Source organism: Xanthomonas sp. CFBP 8443 (assembly GCF_025666195.1).
Classification (GTDB): Bacteria; Pseudomonadota; Gammaproteobacteria; order Xanthomonadales; family Xanthomonadaceae; genus Xanthomonas_A.
Window position 1 is genome coordinate 2741237 of the sequence record NZ_CP102592.1, and the last position, 18714, is coordinate 2759950.

Genomic DNA, 18714 nt, shown 5'->3' on the forward strand with positions numbered 1-18714 from the left:
CGTAGAACGCCCATGAAACCGAGTCTTGCGATGTTCCTTTGCGTCTGCGTGCCATTGGCTGCAGTGTCGTTGACCGCCTGCAGCCGCGACACGCCGCCGCCTGCGGAAGCGCCGCGCGCGGTGAAGCTGGAGGCCGTCGGCAGCCGCGACGACACCGACGGCCATCGCTTCGTGGCCCAGGTGCGCCAGGCGCAGCGTGCCGAGCTCGGCTTCGAAGGCGGCGGCCGCATCGCCTCTGTCGAGGTGGACGTCGGCGACACGGTGCGCCAGGGCCAGATCCTGGCCCGGCTGGATCCGGAACCGAACCGCTTGCGCGCCGAGCAGGCCGAGGCCAACGTCCACATCGCGGCCGCCGACCTGCAACAGCAGCAGACCCAACTGGCCCAGCAGCAGGCCATGTTCGAGGACGGCGCCGCATCCGCGACCACCTTGACCGCCGCCAAGACCGCGTTCGCCAGTGCGCAAGCGCGCCTGCGCAGTGCGCGATCGGACCTGGCGCTGGCACGCCGCGGCTTGCGCCAGGCCGATCTACGTGCGCCGTTCGACGGCAGCGTGGTGGCGCGGCTGCAGCAGCCCGATGCCAACGTGGCCTCGGGCCAGCCGGTGCTGCAACTGGAAGGCCGCGGGCATGCGCAAGTGACGGTCGCGCTGTCGGCGGCGCTGGCAGCGTCGCTGCGTCCCGGCCAGGCGGCGGCCGCGTATCGGGCCGACGGGCCCGGACAGGCGCTGCCGTTGCGACTGCGCAGCGTATCCGATCGCCTGGACGGCGGCGCCACCGTGCAGGCGCTGTTCGAAAGCGCCGCGGACGACAGCGCCCGCCTGCGCAGCGGCGAGAACCTACTGCTTGCGCTGCCGCAACAGCGGACACCGCCATTGAGCGTGCCGCTCAGCGCCGTGGTGCCGAGCATGGGCAACGGCAAGCCGATGGTGTTCGTCTACCAGGACGGCAACGCCACCGTGCGCCGCCGCCAGGTGGTGACCGGGAATGCCGAAGGCGGCCGCGTGCAGATCCGCCAGGGCCTCGACGCCGGTGAGCGCATCGTCGCCGCCGGCGCGGCCTTCCTCAGCGACGGACAGCGCGTCGTCCCTTTCCGCCCCGCTACCCGCCTGACCGGCAACGCCTCGCCATGAACCTGACCCGCGCCACCCTCGCTTCGAGCCGCTTCGCGCTGTTCACCGCCGTGCTGATCCTGATCGGCGGCATCGTCACCTTCCTCGGCTTCCCTTCGCAGGAGGAGCCCAGCGTCACCGTGCGCGACGCGGTGGTGCAGGTCGCGTTTCCGGGCATGCCCAGCGAGCGCGTCGAGAACATGATCGCGCGCCCGCTCGAGGAACACCTGCGCGAACTGAGCGGCATCAAGAAGATCGTCACCACGGTGCGGCCGGGCAGCGCGATCGTGCAACTGACCGCGCGCGACGACGTCGACGACCTGCCCGCCCTATGGCAGCGGGTGCGCACCAAGGCCGCCGACGCGAGCGCCGAGTTGCCGCCGGGCACGCAGGGGCCGTTCGTCGACGACGATTTCGGCCGCGTCGCGATCGCCTCGATCGCGGTGACCGCGCCGGGCTTCACCACCAGCGAGATGCGCGCGCCGCTGCGGCAGATGCGCGAGCAGCTGTACACCGTGCCCGGCGTGGAGCGCGTCAGCTTCCACGGACTGCGCGAGGACCGCATCTACGTCGCCTTCGAGCGCACCCGGCTGAGCGAGGCCGGAGTGACGCCCAGCGCGGTGGCGCAACAGCTGCGCACGCAGAACGTGGTCGCCAGCGGCGGCCAGATCGCCGCCTCCGGCCTGGCGATGACCGTCACCGCCTCCGGCGAGATCCGTAGCCTGGACGAACTGCGCGGCACGCTGATCTCGGTGCCCGGCGCCGACGGCGCACGCCAGATCCCGCTGTCGCAGCTGGCCCGCGTCGAGCTGATGCCGGCCGATCCACCGGAGAGCGCCGCCATCTACCAGGGCCGACCGGCGGTGGTGGTGGCGGTGTCGATGGCGCCCGGCTACAACGTCGCGCAAGTGGGCCAGGCGCTGCGGCAGAAGCTCGGCGAGACCGCGCGGATGCTGCCGGTCGGCTTTGCCCAGCACGTGGTCACGTTCCAGGCCGACGTGGTCGAGCGCGAGATGGGCAAGATGCATCACGTCATGGGCGAGACCGTGCTCATCGTGATGGCGGTGGTGATGCTGTTCCTGGGCTGGCGCACCGGCCTGATCGTCGGTGCGATCGTGCCGCTGACCATCCTCGGCACACTGATCGTGATGCGTGCGCTGAGCGTGGAACTGCAGACGGTGTCCATCGCCGCGATCATCCTCGCGCTGGGGCTGCTGGTGGACAACGGCATCGTCATCGCCGAGGACATCGAGCGCCGCCTCGCCGCCGGCGAGGAGCGCCGGCACGCCTGCGAAGCGGCCGGGCGCACGCTGGCGCTACCGTTGCTGACCTCCTCGCTGGTCATCGTGCTCGCGTTCTCGCCGTTCTTCTTCGGCCAGACCAGCACCAACGAATACATGCGTTCGCTGGCGATCGTGCTGGCGGTCACCCTGCTCGGCTCGTGGCTGCTCAGCGTCACCGTGACCCCGCTGCTGTGCATGTACTTCGCGCGCGCACACGGCACTGCGCATGCCGAAGGCGCCGACCACTACGACTCCAGGCTGTACCGCGGCTACCGGCGCATCATCGAAATCCTGCTCGGGCACAAGGCGCTGTTCCTCGGCAGCATGCTGCTGCTGTTGGCGGTGGCCGCCACCATCCTGGGCGCGATTCCCTACAGCTTCCTGCCCAAGTCCGACCGCCTGCAGTTCCAGATGCCGGTGACCCTGCAACCGGGCAGCGATGCGCGCGAGACCCTGCGCACCGTGCAATCGATCAGCCGCTGGCTGGCCGATCGCGAACGCAACCCCGAGATCGTGGACAGCATCGGCTACGTGGCCGACGGCGGGCCGCGCATCGTGCTGGGCCTGAATCCGCCACAGGCCGCGGCCAACATCGCCTACTTCACGGTCAGCGTGCGCGCCGGCACCGACCTCGACGCGCTCATCGCCCGCGTCCGCCAGCACATGCGCCAGGGCTATCCTGCCGTGCGCGCCGAGCCCAAGCGCTTCTCGATGGGCTCGACCGAATCCGGCGTGGCAATCTACCGTGTGGTCGGGCCGGACGAAGCGCAGTTGCGCCGCATCGCCGCCGGCATCGCCCAGGCCTTGCGGCAGCTGCCCGGGACCATCGACGTCAGCGACGACTGGGAGATCCGCATTCCCCGCGTCGACGTCCGCGTCGACCAGGTCAAGGCGCGCCGCGCCGGAGTCGGCAGCGACGACATCGCCCAGGCGCTGCAACTGCGCTACAGCGGCATCGATGCCTCGGCGATCCGCGACGACAGCGTCAACGTGCCGATCGTGCTGCGCGGCGGCGCCGGCGAACGCGACGCGGCCAGCGATCCGGGCAGCACCCTGCTCTACCCACCATCCGGTGGTGCCGCCGTGCCGTTGTCGGCGATCGCCGAGATCGCCCTGTCCTCCGAACCGTCGGCGATCCAGCGCCGCAACCTGAGCCGCGCCATCACCGTCACCGGGCACAACCCGGGCATGACCACCGACGAAGTCGTGACCGCCCTGGCCGACAAGGTCGCCGCGCTGCGCCTGCCGCCCGGCTACCGCATCGAAATGGGCGGCGAGCTGGAGGATTCGGCCGAGGCCAACCAGGCCTTGCTGCAGTACATGCCGCATGCGCTTGGCGCGATCCTGCTGTTGTTCATCTGGCAATTCAATTCGTTCCGCAAGCTGTTCATCGTCGTCTCCAGCGTGCCGTTCGTGCTGATCGGCGCCGCCCTCGCGCTGCTGCTCACCGGCTATCCGTTCGGCTTCATGGCCACCTTCGGCCTGCTCGCGCTGGCCGGCATCATCGTCAACAACGCGGTACTGCTGCTGGAGCGCATCGATGCCGAACTTGCGGACGGCCTGAGCCTGCACGACGCGGTGGTCGCGGCGGCGGTCAAGCGCCTGCGCCCGATCGTGATGACCAAACTGACCTGCATCGTCGGCCTGGTCCCGCTGATGCTGTTCGCCGGTCCGCTGTGGACCGGCATGGCCATCACCATGATCGGCGGCCTGGCGCTGGGCACGCTGGTCACGCTCGGCGTGATCCCGGTGCTGTACGAACTGCTGTTCGCGCTGCGCACCGGCCGCAGCGCGGCACGGGCGGCCGCGGCGTGATCGGCCAGCGCAAGCCCGGCCGGGCCTGGCGCCTGCTCGCCGTGCTGTGCCTGGCGCTGGGCGCAAGCGGCTGCGCCATGGTCAAGCTGAAGTCGGTGAGCGCGGCCGAGTACATCCAGGCCAAGCGCGGCGATCCGCTCACCACCGGCCATCTCAGCGCCCCGGCGATCGAGACACTCGCCATGCTCGGCCTGAGCGAAAGCGCCTGCAGCGCCCGGACCCGCCACTGCGCCGAGCAGTTGCTCGACAACGATGGCGTAGCGCAGGAGCGCACGCTGGCGACCGTCGCCGAACTGTGGTTGCAGGCGTCGCTGCATCTGGCCAAGCGCCAGCCGCGTAGCGACGCCGAACTGAGCGCATGGCTGGAAACCGCGCGCTACGCCTATGCCTACCTGTTCTTCAGCGCTCGCGCGCCCAGCGAACGCGCCTTCGAGGATCGCCAGACCCAAGTACGCGACTACTACAACTACGCGGTGCAACAGGCAGTGTCGGCGCTGTTCGTGCGCTATCGGCAACAGGGCCAGCTCGCCGACAACGCGGCGGAATTGTCGGCCCTGCCCGGCTGGAGGATCATGCTGGATGTAGGCCATCTGGGCGCGTTGCAGGAAATGCCGATGCCGGACACGATGTTGCCGGCCAGCGGCCTGCGCTTCACCGGGCTGCGCAGCGTCTACCGACGCGACGGGTTCGGTGCGGAGATGGTCGCGGTACTGCCGAACGCGGCCTCGTTGCGCGACGCGGCAAGCGCGCCTGACGAGACGAGCCCGGCCTATAGCGAAATGCCGACGCCGAGCCTGACCGTGCTGCTGCGCTTCGATGGCGACAGCCTGGCCAAGGTGCTGGCCAGTCGCGCCGTGCGGGTGGAAGCCTACGATCCGTACCTGAGCGCCGACGCCACGCTGGGCGGCCACGCCGTGCCGCTGGCCGGCAACTTCAGCGCCGGCCACGGCGTATGGATGGCGCGCTCCGGTTTCGCCGCGCAGTCATTGCGCACGCTGTTCGGCATGGCCCGTGGCATCGACCGGCCGCACATCTTCCTGACCCAGCCCTACGATCCCAACCGCCGCGTGCTGGTGCTGCTGCATGGCCTGGCCAGCAGCCCCGAGGCCTGGGTGAACCTGGCCAACGAACTGCTCGGCGACGAACAACTGCGCGCCCGCTATCAGATCTGGCTGGTCTACTACCCGACCAACCTGCCGATCGCCTACAACCACATCGAAATCCGCAAGGGCCTGCAGCAGGCGCTGGACCATTTCGATCCGCACCGGCGCAGCGCCTCGGCGCACGGCATGGTGCTGGTCGGGCACAGCATGGGCGGCGTGCTGGCGCGGTTGATGGTGTCCTCCAGCGGCGGCGACCATCTGTGGCAGCGCCTGTTCGGCGACAGCGCGCTCGACCCGCAGGCGCAGCAGGCACTGCGAAACAGGCTGTCGCCGATGCTGCATTTCGAGCCGATGGCGGAAGTCTCCGAGGCGATCTTCCTTGCCTCGCCGCATCGCGGAACCCCGCAGGCGAGCGGCATGCTCGGCAGCCTGGTGGGCGGCCTGATCGGCATGCCCGCGCGCATCCTCGACCAGTTCAAGGACATCGCCGGCACCGGCCTGGTCGGCAAGCTGCCGACCAGCATGGACAACCTCAGCGACCACGACGACTTCGTCCAGGCCGCGGCGGACCTGAAGATCTCGCCGAAGGTGACCTTTCACTCGATCATCGCCCGCCGCGATCCGCGCGTGCCGCTGGCGCGATCCGACGACGGCTTCGTGCCCTACTGGAGCGCGCACCTGGACGGCGCGGCGTCGGAAACCGTCATCACCTCCGGGCACAGCGTGCAGGAAACTCCGCAAGCCATCCTGGAAATCCGCAAGCTGCTGCGTTGAAGAAAACGCACGGCGCGTCGCAGACAAAAAAACACCCGGCAGTGCCGGGTGTCTTCTTGCGAAATGGCGTCCCCACGGGGATTCGAACCCCGGTCGCCACCGTGAAAGGGTGATGTCCTAGGCCTCTAGACGATGGGGACGCTGATGGTGTTGCCGCTTTGCGGACAGGCCTATGTCCGAAAACTTGGTGGAGCCAGCCGGGATCGAACCGGCGACCTCTTGCATGCCATGCAAGCGCTCTCCCAGCTGAGCTATGGCCCCACGTGTACTGGCAGAAGCGGAATCGTACCCGATTCCCGCGGAATGTACAAATCCCGCACAAAAAAAGTCCGGCAGCGCCGGACTTCAGATGTCTTGCAAATAAAATGGCGTCCCCACGGGGATTCGAACCCCGGTCGCCACCGTGAAAGGGTGATGTCCTAGGCCTCTAGACGATGGGGACGCTGATAACGATGTAGCTTTTGCGGACAGGCCTAGTGCCCGAAAAAGTTGGTGGAGCCAGCCGGGATCGAACCGGCGACCTCTTGCATGCCATGCAAGCGCTCTCCCAGCTGAGCTATGGCCCCACGTGTGCTGCGAGGAGCGGAATATTAGCGATGGCGCCCGGCACGCGCAAGCGTTTTTTGAAGTTTCTTCACTGCGGCGGGCCGCGCGATCGGCGCGTGCGCAGGCGCAAGCGTCGATCGCGCCCTGCTCGACAGGTCGAACGCGATCCATTGCGGCCTTAAAACACCCGGGTGCCGCATGCGTTGTACCCATGCGCGGACCGAAGACGCACAGGCGCGCCGCATTCCAAGCACCTGGCCAACTGCCGTTTCGGTCCTGCATATGGTCCTGGTCCTGCGGCGCAGGAATGCATCTGCGCGCCAACACGCATCCGCAGCGACATCGGGTTCCGTAGCTGCAAGCGGCGCACGTCTGCCGCCATCGCGCGCGGCGCGCGCGAACGATCGCCCGGCTCCCACGCAGAAGGTTCGGCTCAAGGAAACTCGGAAGCCATCTTGTCCTGCGTGGCCGGCGCTGCCTGGCAGCGCCGCAGGCGCCGCATCGCGTGCGGCGAAAAAACAAACGGCAGCCGAAGCTGCCGTAGGTCCTGGTGCCGAAGGTGGGACTCGAACCCACACGCTTTTAAGGGCGGCGGATTTTGAGTCCGCTGCGTCTACCGATTCCGCCACTTCGGCGCGGCCGCGAAGTATAGCCGACCGTATCGGTCTGCGACAGGGGTAAATCCTTCATCTTTGTCGGGACCGCGGTCTAGCCGAGGCCGTCGCCGCTGCCGCTATAATTTCTGTTCCCAAACCTTAACGAGCAAGCGATGTCGGCATTGCAGGGCCTGCGCATCCTGGTGGTCGAGAACGACGAAATGAACGCCACGCTGCTGGAACTGCAGCTCGCTCAAGCCGGCGCCGAAGTGCTGGGCCCGGCCGAGTCGGTACGGCAGGCGCTTGCGCTGATCGAGCAGGAGCGGCCGGACCGCGCGGTGCTCGATTTCCGCCTGGCCGCCGGCGAAACCAGCGAAGCGGTCGCACGCACGCTCACCGAGCATGCGATCCCCTATGTGCTGGCCACCGGCGTCGCCGCCGAATCGCTGCCTGCCGGCTTCGCCGCCGGTGTCGTGCTGACCAAGCCTTACCTGTCGGAACAGCTGATCAAGGCGCTGCTCGATGCTCACGCGAAAATGACCGCGCGGCCTTGACAATCCCGGGTCGGGAGCCTGCCCCACGGCAGGGATAGACTCAAGGAACCGCCATCAACGCCCATGACCGCTCGGCCCCACCTGTCTGGCTGCCCGCCAACAGCGCCACGGGAGCGTTGCTGTGCGCCACCGATTGGTCCGGCCACGAACTGGGGCCGCTGCAGGAATGGCCGCAGAGCCTGCGCTCGGCGCTGTCGCTGTGCCTGAACTCGCGCTTCCCGATGGTGATCCGCTGGGGCCAGCGGATGATCAATCTTTACAACGACGCCTACATTCCGATCCTCGGGATGCGCCATCCCTTCGCGTTCGGGCGCGCCTCGGCCGAGGTGTGGCCGGACGTGTGGCCCACGGTCGGGTTGCAGGCCGAACGGGTGCTGGCGACCGGCGAGCCGACCTGGAACGCGCACGTGCCGTTCGTGCTGACGCGCAACGGCTACGACGAAGAGGCGTATTTCACTTTTTCCTATAGCCCGATCTTCGACGACCACGGCGGCATCGGCGGCGTGCTGTGCGTGTGTACCGAGGACACCGCGCAGATCAGGCTGGAACGCGAGCGCGATGCGCTGTTGAAGGCGCTGGACGCGCAGCGCACGCAGATGGCCGACGCGTTCGAGCAGTCGCCGGCGGCGCTGGCGATCCTGCGCGGCCCGGACTACGTGGTCGAGAGCGTCAACCGGCGCTACCAGCAACTGGTCGGGCCGCGCGAGGTCGTCGGCAAGCCGCTGGCCGAGGCGATCCCGGAGATCCTGCAGCAGGGCTTCATCGACCTGCTCGACAACGTGCGCGCCAGCGGCCAGCCGTTCACCGGCGAATCGATGACCTTCAACCTGCGCCGCACGCCGCACGAGGCGGTCTCGGAGACCACGCTGGAATGCGTGTACCAGCCGATGCGCGACGCCGAGGGCAACGTCACCGGCGTGCTGGTGCACGGGATCGACCGCACCGAGCAGGCGCGCGCGCAGGCCCACGACAGCTTCCTGCTGATGCTCGAGGACGCGCTGCAGAACCTGGACAGCGCCGAGGCCATCTGCGAGACCGGTGCGGCCCTGCTCGGCCAGCATCTGCAGGCGAACCGCTGCGCCTATGCGATCGTCGATGCCGACGAGGACGCCTTCGATGTGCGCGCCGACTACGTCGACGGCACCGCGCACCTGACCGGGCGCTCGCGCTTCAGCGACTTCGGCAGCGATCTGCTCGAATGCGTGCGCGAGAACCGGCCCTGGGTGGTGCAGGACACCGAGGCGCATTCGCCGCCGCTGCGCTTCGACGATCCCGGCTACCGGCGCATGGGCATGCGCGCGATCCTGACCGCGCCGCTGCACAAGGCCGGCCGCCTGGTGGCGGCGATCGGCGTGCATCAGGTGCAGCCACGGGTCTGGACCTCGGCCGAAATCGAGCTGGTGCGGCTGGTCGCGGCGCGCTGCTGGGAATCGATGGAGCGCGCCGGCGCGCAGTCGGACCTGGCACGCAGCGAGGCGCGCCTGCGCGAACTGGCCGACGCGATGCCGCAGATCGTGTTCACCGCCACGCCCGAGGGCGATGTCGACTACTTCAACCGGCGCTGGTACGAGTACACCGGGCTGCCGCCCGGCGATCGCGGCCACGACAGCTGGCGCACGGTGCATACCGAAGAAGGCCTGGCGCAGGTGACGCAGGCCTGGCCGGAGGCGATACGCAGCGGCCAGCCGTACGAGCTCGAGTATCCGTTGCGCCGCCACGATGGCAGCTACCGCTGGCATCTGGGCCGCGCGCTCCCCATCCGCGATGGCGACGGCCGGATCGTGCGCTGGATCGGCACCAATACCGACATCCACGATCGCCGCGTGGTCGAACAACGGCTGCAGGAAAGCGAACTGCGCTTCCGCAACCTGTGCGACAACGCGCCGGTGCTGATCTGGATGGCCAACGCCGACGGCGATTGCGAGTACGTCAGCCGCCAGTGGTTCCTGTTCACCGGTCAGACCGAGCAGGAGGCGATGGGATCGGGCTGGATGGAGAAGATCCATGCCGACGACGTCGCCGCCGTCGGCCATGCGCTGACCCGCGCCGCCGCCGATCGCCGCGCGTTCACCATCGAGTACCGGCTGCGCCGCCACGACGGCGAATACCGTTGGTGCGTAGACACCGCCACGCCGCGCTTCAGCGCCGCCGGCCAGTTCCTCGGCTTCATCGGCTCGCTGCTGGACATCGCCGAGCGCAAGCGGATCGAGAACGCCACCGCCGCCGAACGCGCGGCGCTGGAGATGATCACCACCGGCAAGCCGCTGAACGCGGTACTCGAAGCCATCGCGCGCGGCATCGAGGCGCAGAGCGACGTGGGCCTGCGCTGCACCATCATGTTGGTCGACGAACACCGCCAATGCCTGCTGGAAGGCGCCGCGCCGAGCATGCCCGCAGTGTTCCGCAAGACGGTGCAGCGCCTGCCGATCGGCGAGCACAGCGGCAGCTGCGGACGCGCCGCATTCCTGCGTCGGCAGGTGCTGTGCAGCGATGTGCGGGTGGACGCGAACTGGCAGCAGTACCTGGTGATGGCGGCCGAAGCGGACATCGTCGCCTGTTGCTCCACCCCGATCCTGGCCAGCGACGGCCAGGTCCTGGGCGTGGTCGCGCTGTACTACCCGTTCGTGCACTACCCGACCGCGCACGAGCAGGACCTGGCGCGCTCGGCCTCGCACCTGGCCGGCATCATCATCGAACGCCGCGAGACCGACCTGCGCCTGCAGCAGCTGCTTGCCGCCGAGCAGAGCGCGCGCGGCGAGGCCGAGCGCGCCAGCCGCATGAAGGACGAATTCCTGGCCACGCTGAGCCACGAACTGCGCACCCCGCTCAACGCGATCCTGGGCTGGTCGCGGCTGATGCAGGGCGCGGCGGTGCGCGAGACGGACCTGACCCGGGGCCTGGAAGTGATCGAACGCAGCGCCCATGCGCAGGCGCAGATCATCGACGACCTGCTGGACATGAGCGCCATCCTGTCCGGCAAGGTGCGCCTGGAACCGGCCGAGCTGGACCTGTGCGCACTGGCGGGCGAAGCGATCGATACGGCCCGGCCCGGCGCCGAGAGCAAAGGCATCGACATCGTCCTGACCCCGTGCAGCGACAGCGCCACCCTGCCCTATCTCGGCGACGCGGTGCGCCTGCAGCAGGTACTGACCAACCTGATCGGCAATGCGATCAAGTTCACCCCTAGCGGGGGCAAGGTCACGGTGACGCTCGACCATAGCGCCACCCATCTGCGCATCAGCGTCAGCGACAGCGGCGCCGGCATCGACCCGCTGTTCCTGCCGCACGTGTTCGACCGTTTCCGCCAGGCCGACGCCAGCAGCACGCGCAGCGCCGGCGGCCTGGGCCTGGGCCTGGGCCTGGCGATCGCCAAGCAACTGACGGAAATGCACCACGGCCAGCTGTCGGTCAGCAGCGAAGGGGTCGGCCTCGGCGCCACCTTTACCCTGCTGCTGCCGCGCAACGACCTGCCAGGCCTGGATCCGGCGCGCCGCAGCGACAGCGCGGCGCTCGCCGCCGCGGCGATGCAGCGCGGCAGGATCCGCCTGAACGGGCTGCGCGTGCTGGTCGTCGACGACGACATGGATTCGCGCGGCATCACCCAGCGCTTCCTGCAGCAAGTCGGCGCGGTGGTCGACGCCGCGGTGTCCGCCGACGACGCCGAATCCCTGCTGCGCGAGCGTCCCTACGACCTGCTGGTCAGCGACGTCGGCATGCCGCGCCGCGACGGGCACAGCCTGATCCGCAGCGTGCGCGCCCGCGGTGCCGGTGCGGCCAGCCGCATCCCGGCGATCGCGTTGACCGCGTACGTGCGCGGCGAGGACCGCTCGCTGGCGCTGGAAGCCGGCTTCAACGCGCATCTGGGCAAGCCAGTGGACCCGGCCAAGCTGATCGCGCTGGCGGCCTCGCTGACCCAGCCGCAGATCGCCGCCCAGCAGGATCCGAACGCGCAGACCGAACCGGCCTGAGCCGGCGCGGCAACGCTGCGCGCCGTGCGTGCCGCGGCCCGGCCAGCGGCACGCGGCTGTGCCCGCTCAGCTGCGCTTGGCGCGCGCGAACGCGTCGGCCAGGGCGCTGTTCTGCGGCGGCGCGGCCGCGGCGCGCGGCTTGCCGTTGCCTCCGCCATTGCCGCCATTGCCGCCGCGCGCATCGCGTTCGCGACGCGGCGCGCCTGCCGCCGGACGCGCGCCGCCGTCGCGCTCGCCGGCGCGCGCCGACGCCGGCGCCGGCGTATCGTCCAGGCGCCGGGTCAACGCGATGCGCTTGCGCGCCACGTCCACTTCCAGCACCTTGACCTTGACGATGTCGCCGGCCTTGACCACGTCGCGCGGATCCTTGACGTAGCTGTCGGACAACGCGGAGATGTGCACCAGCCCGTCCTGGTGCACGCCGATGTCGACGAACGCGCCGAACGCGGCGACGTTGCTGACCACGCCCTCCAGCACCATGCCCGGCTTGAGGTCCTTGATGTCCTCCACCCCGTCGGCGAAGCGCGCGGCCTTGAACTCCGGACGCGGATCGCGGCCTGGCTTCTCCAGTTCCTTGAGGATGTCGCGCACGGTCGGCACGCCGAACTTTTCGTCGGTGAACTGGTCCGGCTTGAGCGCGCGCAGGAAGCCGCCGTCGCCGATCAGCGCCTTGATCGGTTTGCCGGTGGCGCCGACGATGCGCTCCACCACCGGATACGCTTCCGGGTGCACCGCCGAGGCGTCCAGCGGCTCGTCGCCGTCGGCGATGCGCAGGAAGCCGGCGCATTGCTCGAAGGTCTTCTCGCCCAGCCGCGGCACCTTCAGCAGTTCCTTGCGGCGCTTGAACGGGCCGTTGTCGTCGCGGTGACGGACGATGTTCTCGGCCACGCTGGCCGACAGCCCGGACACGCGCGACAGCAGCGCCGCCGAGGCGGTGTTGACGTGGACGCCGACCGCGTTGACGCAGTCCTCCACGCGCGCGTCCAGCGCCCGCGCCAGGCGGTACTGGTCCACGTCGTGCTGGTACTGGCCCACGCCGATCGCCTTCGGCTCGATCTTGACCAGCTCGGCCAGCGGATCCTGCAGGCGCCGCGCGATCGACACCGCGCCGCGCAGCGACACGTCCAGCTGCGGGAACTCCTTGGCCGCGAATTCGGACGCCGAATACACCGACGCGCCGGCCTCGCTGACCACGATCTTCTCCAGCTTCAGCTGCGGGTTCTGCTTGATCAGGTCGGCGGCGAGCCTGTCGGTCTCGCGGCTGGCGGTGCCGTTGCCGATCGCGATCAGTTCCACGCCATGTTGCGTGCACAGCTGCCTGAGCGTGTGCAGCGACTGGTCCCACTGCTTGCGCGGCTCGTGCGGATAGATGGTATCGGTGGCGAGCAGCTTGCCGGTGGCATCGACCACCGCGATCTTGCAGCCGGTGCGGATGCCCGGATCCAGGCCCAGGGTCACCCGCGCGCCGGCCGGCGCGGCCAGCATCAGGTCCTGCAGGTTGTCGCCGAACACCGCGATCGCCTCGGCTTCGGCCTTTTCGCGCGCCTGGTTGAACAGGTCCAGCAGCAGGTGCATGTGCAGCTTGGCGCGCCAGGTCAGGCGGCACGCATCGAGCAGCCAGCGGTCGCCGGGGCGGCCCTGGTTGGCGATGCCGGCGCGCAGCGCGACACGGCCTTCGGCGTACTGGTGGCCGGCCTCGGCGTCGCTGCCCGGGTCCAGTTCCAGGTACACGATTTCCTCGCGGCGCGCGCGGAACAGCGCCAGCAGCCGGTGCGAGGGAATCTTGGCCAGCGCCTCGGCATGGTCGAAGTAGTCGCGGTACTTGGCGCCTTCCTGCTCCTTGCCCTCGGCCACGCGCGCGCGGATCACGCCGACGTCGCCGAGCCAGCCGCGCAGTTCGCCGACCAGCGCCGCGTCCTCGCCCCAGCGCTCCATCAGGATCGCGCGCGCGCCCTCCAGCGCCGCCTTGACGTCGGCCACGCCCTTGTCGGCGTCGACGAAGCTCGCGGCGAAGCTGTCCGGGGTCAGCGACGGGTCGGCCAGCAGGCCATCGGCCAGCGGTTCCAGGCCCGCTTCGCGCGCGATCTGCGCACGCGTGCGGCGCTTGGGCTTGTACGGCAGGTACAGGTCTTCCAGCCGCGACTTGGTATCGGCGGCGACGATCTCCGCGCGCAGTTCGTCGCTGAGCTTGCCCTGTTCGTCGATGCTGGCCAGCACCGCGGCGCGGCGGTCTTCCAGCTCGCGCAGATAGGTCAGGCGGGTTTCCAGGTTGCGCAACTGGGTGTCGTCGAGGCCGCCGGTGACTTCCTTGCGGTAGCGCGCGATGAACGGCACGCTGGCGCCTTCGTCGAGCAAGGCGATCGCGGCGCGCGCCTGCGCGGGCTGGGCGCCGATTTCCTCGGCGATGGTACGGGCGATCTGCTGGGCGAGCTGAGTGTCGTGCATTGCGTCCGGCCGGAGCCGCCTTGCGGAAAACCGGCATTTTCGCAGCGCCCGGGCCATCGGGGAACCCGTTGACAGGCGCACGCCGACCTGTCGGCGTCAGCGCACGCCGACCAGCCTGCCTGCCGCATCAGCTCACGCCGGTGGGGCCATCCAGCACGATGCGCACCTTGCGGGTCAGGTCCAGGCGGTTGTAGGGCTTGGACAGCACCTCGAACTCGGCGCCGCCGGCATCGGTGCGCTCGATCGTGGACTCGGCGTAGCCGGTGGTCAGCAACACCTTGAGCCTGGGCCGGCGCCGCCGCGCCTCGCGCGCCAGCATCACCCCATTGAGTCCGCCGGGCATGATCAGGTCCGAATACAGCAGGTCCACGTGCACGCCGCTGTCGAGCAGTTGCAGCGCCTCGCGCGCGTTGTGCACGACGTGGGTGGCGTAGCCCTGGTCCTCCAGGAACAGGCGCGCCAGTTCGGCGATGTCCGGCCGGTCCTCCACGATCAGGATCGTCTCGTCGCCCTGCCGGTCGAACGCGCGGCGGGTGCGCGAATCGCGCGGCGAGACGTTCTCGACATTGTCGTCGATCGGGAAGTACAGCCGCACCGTGGTGCCGTGGCCCTCTTCCGAATACAGCCGCACCGCGCCGCCGGACTGCTTGGCGAAGCCATACACCATCGACAGCCCCAGGCCGGTGCCCTTGCCCTCGTCCTTGGTGGTGAAGAACGGATCCAGCACGTGGGCCAGCACGTCCGGCGACATGCCGCTGCCGTTGTCGGTGACCGAGACGCAGACGTAGTGGCCGGGCAACAGGTTGTCGTAGGTGGTGGGCTCGTCGGCGCGGATCGACACGTTGCGGGTCTGGATGACCAGGCGCGGCGCAGGCTGCGCGGCCATCGCGTCGCGCGCGTTGATCAGGATGTTGAGCAGCGCCACCTCGGCCTGGGTCGGATCGATCCGGCAGTTGCGCAGGTCGGCCGCCAGGTCCAGCGCGAAGGTGATGCCGTCGCCCAGCGTGCGCTCGGCCACGTCGCTCATGCCGGCGACCAGCGCATTGAGGTTGAGCACGCGCCCTTCCAGCTTCTGCTTGCGCGCGAAGGCCAGCAATTGCTGGGTCAGCCGCGCGGCCTGGCCGGCGGCGTCGCGCGCGCGCTCCACGCTCTTGCGCAGCCGCGCCGGATCCAGCGGCTCGCGCTCCACCGCATGCTCGATCAGTTCCAGATAGCCGGACATGACCTGCAGCAGGTTGTTGAAGTCGTGCGCGATGCCGCCGGTCAGCTGGCCCAGCGCCTCCATCTTCTGCGCCTGGCGCAAGGCGTCCTCGGTATCGCGGCGGCGGCTGACGTCCAACTGCGAGCCGAAGAAGTAGACCAGCTCGCCGTGCTCGTTGTAGACCGGCGAGATGAACAACGCATTCCAGAAACTGGAACCGTCCTTGCGATAGTTGAGGATCTCCACCGCCACTTCGCTGCGTGTGGCGATCGCCTCGCGCACGCTGTCCACGGTATCGCGATCGGTGTCCGGTCCCTGCAAGAAGCGGCAGTTGTTGCCGAGCAGTTCGTCGCTGCTGTAGCCGGTCATCTCCACGAACGCGCGGTTGACGAACACGATCGGGTTGTCCGCCTGCCTGGGATCGGTGACGATCATCGGCATGCGCGTGGTTTCCACGGCGGCGAAGAAGATGTCGCTGCGGTGGTCGGACAGGTCGGCGGTGGTGTTTTCGTGGACGGTGACGCGCGATGGCTTGCTGGTATCGGGTGCTGGCATGGTCGATCGTAGTTCCATGCGAACCGTTGCTGGCCCGCCTATGCGGGCGACCACACCGGGGTCCGCACGCCGGCGTCAACGCGAATAGTACTTGTGCAGCCGTTCCACCACGATTTCGTCCTGCAACGATTCCAGCGCCATGATCCGCACCTGCCGATCGCTCACCGCTAGCACACGTTCGACGTAGATCTCCGGCCCTGAGGCGGTTTCCTTCATCGATTTGCTGAAGCCGTAGGGCATCACGCCCTTCTCGCCATCCTTGCTGCCACCGATATACAGAACGACCGACATGACGCTTCCTCTGTTGGGAATTCGTGGAACTGGCGCGCAGCCTACACAGCGCCACGTGAGGGGATTCTCCACGCAGGTTAATCGTCGCTGTTTGCCCGCAGATGACTTACTTCTTTCTCACATCGGCTTAACTGCCCATGCCCGGTAGTCGCGCACCCCTCCCTGGCGGACCTGCATGGATCTCAAGAGCGGCTACCCCTTCTGGTCCGTGCGCAACGGCCTGATACAGGCCTTCCCGCAACTGCGCAACGACCTGCGCTGCGATGTGGCGATCGTCGGCGGCGGCATCACCGCCGCGCTGATCGCCGACGAACTGTCCGCGCACGGCCACGAGGTCGTTGTGCTGGAACAACGCGACGTCGGCTGGGGCAGTACCGCCGCCAGCACCGCATTGCTGCAGTACGAGATCGACACCCACATGCTCGATCTGGCCAAGCGCTACGACGAGGACGCCGCCGCCCTCGCCTACCGCTCCTGTGCGCAGGCGGTGGAGCAGTTGCGGGCGCTGGCGCGGCCGCTGCGCGATGTCGACTTCGGCTGGAACGACAGCCTGTACTACGCCAGCCGCCGCCGTCACGTGCGCGTGCTGCAGCAGGAGCTGCAGCTGCGCGCGCGCCACGGACTCGAGGTGGAGTGGCTGGATGCACAGGCGCTGCGCGCCGACTACGGCATCGACGCCCACGGCGCGATCCTCAGCCGCCAGGCGGCGCGGGTGGACCCCTACCGCCTGACCTACCGCCTGCTCGGCCGCGCGCACAAGCGCGGCGTCGGGGTCTACGACCGCACCCGCGTCGAGCGCATCGACCTGAGCCGCCGCGGCGCCACCCTGCACACCGAGCAGGGCCTACAGGTCCGCGCCGGGCATGTGGTGATCGCCGCCGGCTACGCCAGCCAGCGCTGGCTGGACCGGCGCGTGGCCCGCAACCGCAGCAGCTACGCGTTCGTCAGCGATCCGCTGGACGACGCGGTGCTCGGCGCGCTGAAGCACACGATGGTGTGGGAAAGCGCGCGCCCCTACCTGTACCTGCGCACCACCGGCAACGGACGCATCGTCGCCGGCGGCGAGGACGACGGCGTGGACATTCCGCTGCGCCGCGACGCCCGCGTCGACGGCAAGGCGCGCACGCTGTCGCGCAAGATCGCCAAGGCGATGCCGGGCCTGGACCTGAAGCCCACCTTCGCCTGGGCCGGCACCTTCGCCGAAACCGAAGACGGCCTGCCCTTCTTCGGCCCGCATCCGCAGCGCGGGCCGCGCATGCAGTTCGCGATGGCCTACGGCGGCAATGGCATCACCTACAGCATGCTCGGCGCCAGCCTGCTGCGTGCGCACATCGAGCGCCGCGCGCATCCGCTCAAGCAGCTGTTCGGTTTCGCCCGGCTGGACTGAGCTCAGCGCCGCCCCGGCCACCAGCCGCGGCCGAGCATCGCGTAGCGATCGGCGGCGCGCTCAAGCGGGTTGCGTACATGGACGCCGCCGCAGGCGAAGTACACCGGCAGGAACAGCGGCCCCAGCACCAGGTACTGCAGCACGTGGGCGCGCTCGTGATCGCCGAGGCGTACGTTCGGGTGCCGGCAGCGACCGGCGGCGTGTTCGTAGGTGGCACAGGCCACGTCCAGGTCGTCGGCGCTGACCAGGATCACGTTGCCCAGCGTCAATGCGCCGCGCGGCCCCCAGGGAAACCGGTCGAACACCAGCGCCAGCTCGCGCCGGCTGACCCGCGCACGGGCGCCGACCAGCATCGCGGCGAGTCCTGCTGTCAGGCCCAGCAGCGTATTGGGCAAGGTCCACAGCGCGCCCAGCACGAACCCGGCCAGGCGCAGCGCCATCGCCGGCTGCGTCAATCGGCTTCGTTGGGAATCAGCAGCCACAGGATCAGGTAGACCAGGATGCCGGGGAACGCGGCCGAGGCGATCGAGCCGATCACGTAGACCACGCGCAGCAGCGTCGCGCTCCAGCCGAAGCGATGCGCGATGCCGCCGATCACGCCGGCGATCATGCGATCGTCGAGCGAGCGCGACAGCGTACGGGTGGGCTTGGGCTGGGACATGGCGGCGGCTCCTGCGGCAAATGCGCGCTCAGTCTGGGCGCGGCGCCGCGGACGGGGCGTGACGGCGCAGCACCGCCAGCTGTTGCGCGAACCAGGCCGCCGCATCCTGCTCCGGCTGGCCCGGACACGCCACCCGGTAGGCCTTGCCGCTGCTACTGCTTTGGCTGGCGCCGCGCTCGATGAACTGCTCGGCGGTGGCGGCCATCTCGCGCTTGCGCAGGTAGTCGTACTTGCGCTGCAGGTGCGCCTTGGCCTCCGCCGCCGGATACCAGCTGCCGTTGCGCTGGAACTGGCACGGCGAGGCCTGCAAGGCCGCCAGCAGTGCGTTGATCTCGCGCTCGGCGACCGGCGACGGCACGGCTGCGGCCGCGACCGTGCAGACGCAGGCCAGGCCGAACGCGGACAGGCGCATGCCGAGCCGCTGC

12 protein-coding genes and 5 tRNA genes are annotated in these 18714 nt (G+C 69.2%); 6 read left to right on the top strand and 11 right to left on the bottom strand.

The features are described 5' to 3' along the window. Window positions 1-12 precede the first annotated feature (12 nt). The 3 genes from NUG20_RS11390 to NUG20_RS11400 are packed head-to-tail and all read left to right on the top strand — an operon-like array spanning window position 13 to window position 6085. Window positions 13-1131, top strand: coding sequence for an efflux RND transporter periplasmic adaptor subunit (locus NUG20_RS11390; protein WP_263394611.1), 1119 nt, complete (start codon window positions 13-15; stop codon window positions 1129-1131). Beyond that, on the top strand, window positions 1128-4208 hold the full coding sequence (locus tag NUG20_RS11395) for an efflux RND transporter permease subunit (protein WP_263394612.1): 3081 nt from the start codon (window positions 1128-1130) through the stop codon (window positions 4206-4208). The genes NUG20_RS11390 and NUG20_RS11395 overlap by 4 nt, the downstream gene beginning before the upstream one ends. After that, window positions 4205-6085 carry an esterase/lipase family protein gene (locus tag NUG20_RS11400; protein WP_263394613.1) on the top strand — a complete coding sequence of 627 codons (1881 nt, stop codon included), beginning with the start codon at window positions 4205-4207 and terminating at the stop codon, window positions 6083-6085. The genes NUG20_RS11395 and NUG20_RS11400 overlap by 4 nt, the downstream gene beginning before the upstream one ends. 64 nt (window positions 6086-6149) lie before the next feature. On the opposite strand, the gene NUG20_RS11405 is transcribed toward NUG20_RS11400, so the two are convergent. From NUG20_RS11405 to NUG20_RS11425, 5 genes are all read right to left on the bottom strand, one after another. Further along, window positions 6150-6225 (bottom strand) — tRNA-Glu (locus tag NUG20_RS11405). A 45-nt stretch (window positions 6226-6270) separates the two neighbouring features. After that, window positions 6271-6346 (bottom strand) — tRNA-Ala (locus tag NUG20_RS11410). A 105-nt stretch (window positions 6347-6451) separates the two neighbouring features. After that, window positions 6452-6527: transfer RNA gene (locus NUG20_RS11415), tRNA-Glu, on the bottom strand. A gap of 48 nt (window positions 6528-6575) precedes the next feature. Then, a tRNA-Ala gene (locus NUG20_RS11420) sits at window positions 6576-6651 on the bottom strand. Window positions 6652-7179: 528 nt separating this feature from the next. Continuing rightward, window positions 7180-7266: transfer RNA gene (locus tag NUG20_RS11425), tRNA-Leu, on the bottom strand. Window positions 7267-7400: 134 nt separating this feature from the next. Here NUG20_RS11425 and NUG20_RS11430 point away from each other — a divergent pair. Next, window positions 7401-7781: a response regulator gene (locus NUG20_RS11430; RefSeq protein ID WP_263394614.1), complete on the top strand. Its 381-nt coding sequence runs from the start codon at window positions 7401-7403 to the stop codon at window positions 7779-7781. A gap of 116 nt (window positions 7782-7897) precedes the next feature. Next, the gene (locus tag NUG20_RS11435) at window positions 7898-11749 is read left to right on the top strand and encodes a PAS domain-containing protein (RefSeq protein ID WP_263394615.1); all 3852 of its coding nucleotides are present in this window, start codon (window positions 7898-7900) and stop codon (window positions 11747-11749) included. Between the two features lie 66 nt (window positions 11750-11815). Here the strand turns inward: NUG20_RS11435 and NUG20_RS11440 are convergent, their stop codons facing one another. From NUG20_RS11440 to NUG20_RS11450, 3 genes are all read right to left on the bottom strand, one after another. Then, window positions 11816-14194 carry a Tex family protein gene (locus NUG20_RS11440; RefSeq protein ID WP_263394616.1) on the bottom strand — a complete coding sequence of 793 codons (2379 nt, stop codon included), beginning with the start codon at window positions 14192-14194 and terminating at the stop codon, window positions 11816-11818. Window positions 14195-14321: 127 nt separating this feature from the next. Beyond that, entirely contained in the window at window positions 14322-15950 is a 1629-nt protein-coding gene (locus tag NUG20_RS11445) for a hybrid sensor histidine kinase/response regulator (protein WP_263394617.1), read from the bottom strand. Window positions 15951-16025: 75 nt separating this feature from the next. Then, a complete protein-coding gene (locus NUG20_RS11450; protein WP_263394618.1) occupies window positions 16026-16241 on the bottom strand; it encodes a hypothetical protein in 216 nt (71 codons plus the stop codon). 175 nt (window positions 16242-16416) lie between these two features. On the opposite strand from NUG20_RS11450, the gene NUG20_RS11455 reads away from it, so the two are divergent. Continuing rightward, window positions 16417-17628, top strand: coding sequence for an NAD(P)/FAD-dependent oxidoreductase (locus NUG20_RS11455; RefSeq protein WP_263394619.1), 1212 nt, complete (start codon window positions 16417-16419; stop codon window positions 17626-17628). A gap of 2 nt (window positions 17629-17630) precedes the next feature. Here NUG20_RS11455 and NUG20_RS11460 read toward each other — a convergent pair whose 3' ends face one another. Genes NUG20_RS11460 through NUG20_RS11470 form a run of 3 tightly spaced genes read right to left on the bottom strand, consistent with a single transcriptional unit; the run spans window position 17631 to window position 18701 of the window. Continuing rightward, the gene (locus NUG20_RS11460; protein ID WP_263398459.1) at window positions 17631-18068 is read right to left on the bottom strand and encodes a hypothetical protein; all 438 of its coding nucleotides are present in this window, start codon (window positions 18066-18068) and stop codon (window positions 17631-17633) included. An 11-nt stretch (window positions 18069-18079) separates the two neighbouring features. Then, window positions 18080-18289, bottom strand: a complete 210-nt coding sequence (locus NUG20_RS11465; protein ID WP_263394620.1) for a PspC domain-containing protein — start codon at window positions 18287-18289, stop codon at window positions 18080-18082. Window positions 18290-18317: 28 nt separating this feature from the next. Beyond that, window positions 18318-18701 carry a YfeK family protein gene (locus NUG20_RS11470; RefSeq protein ID WP_263398460.1) on the bottom strand — a complete coding sequence of 128 codons (384 nt, stop codon included), beginning with the start codon at window positions 18699-18701 and terminating at the stop codon, window positions 18318-18320. Window positions 18702-18714 lie beyond the last annotated feature (13 nt).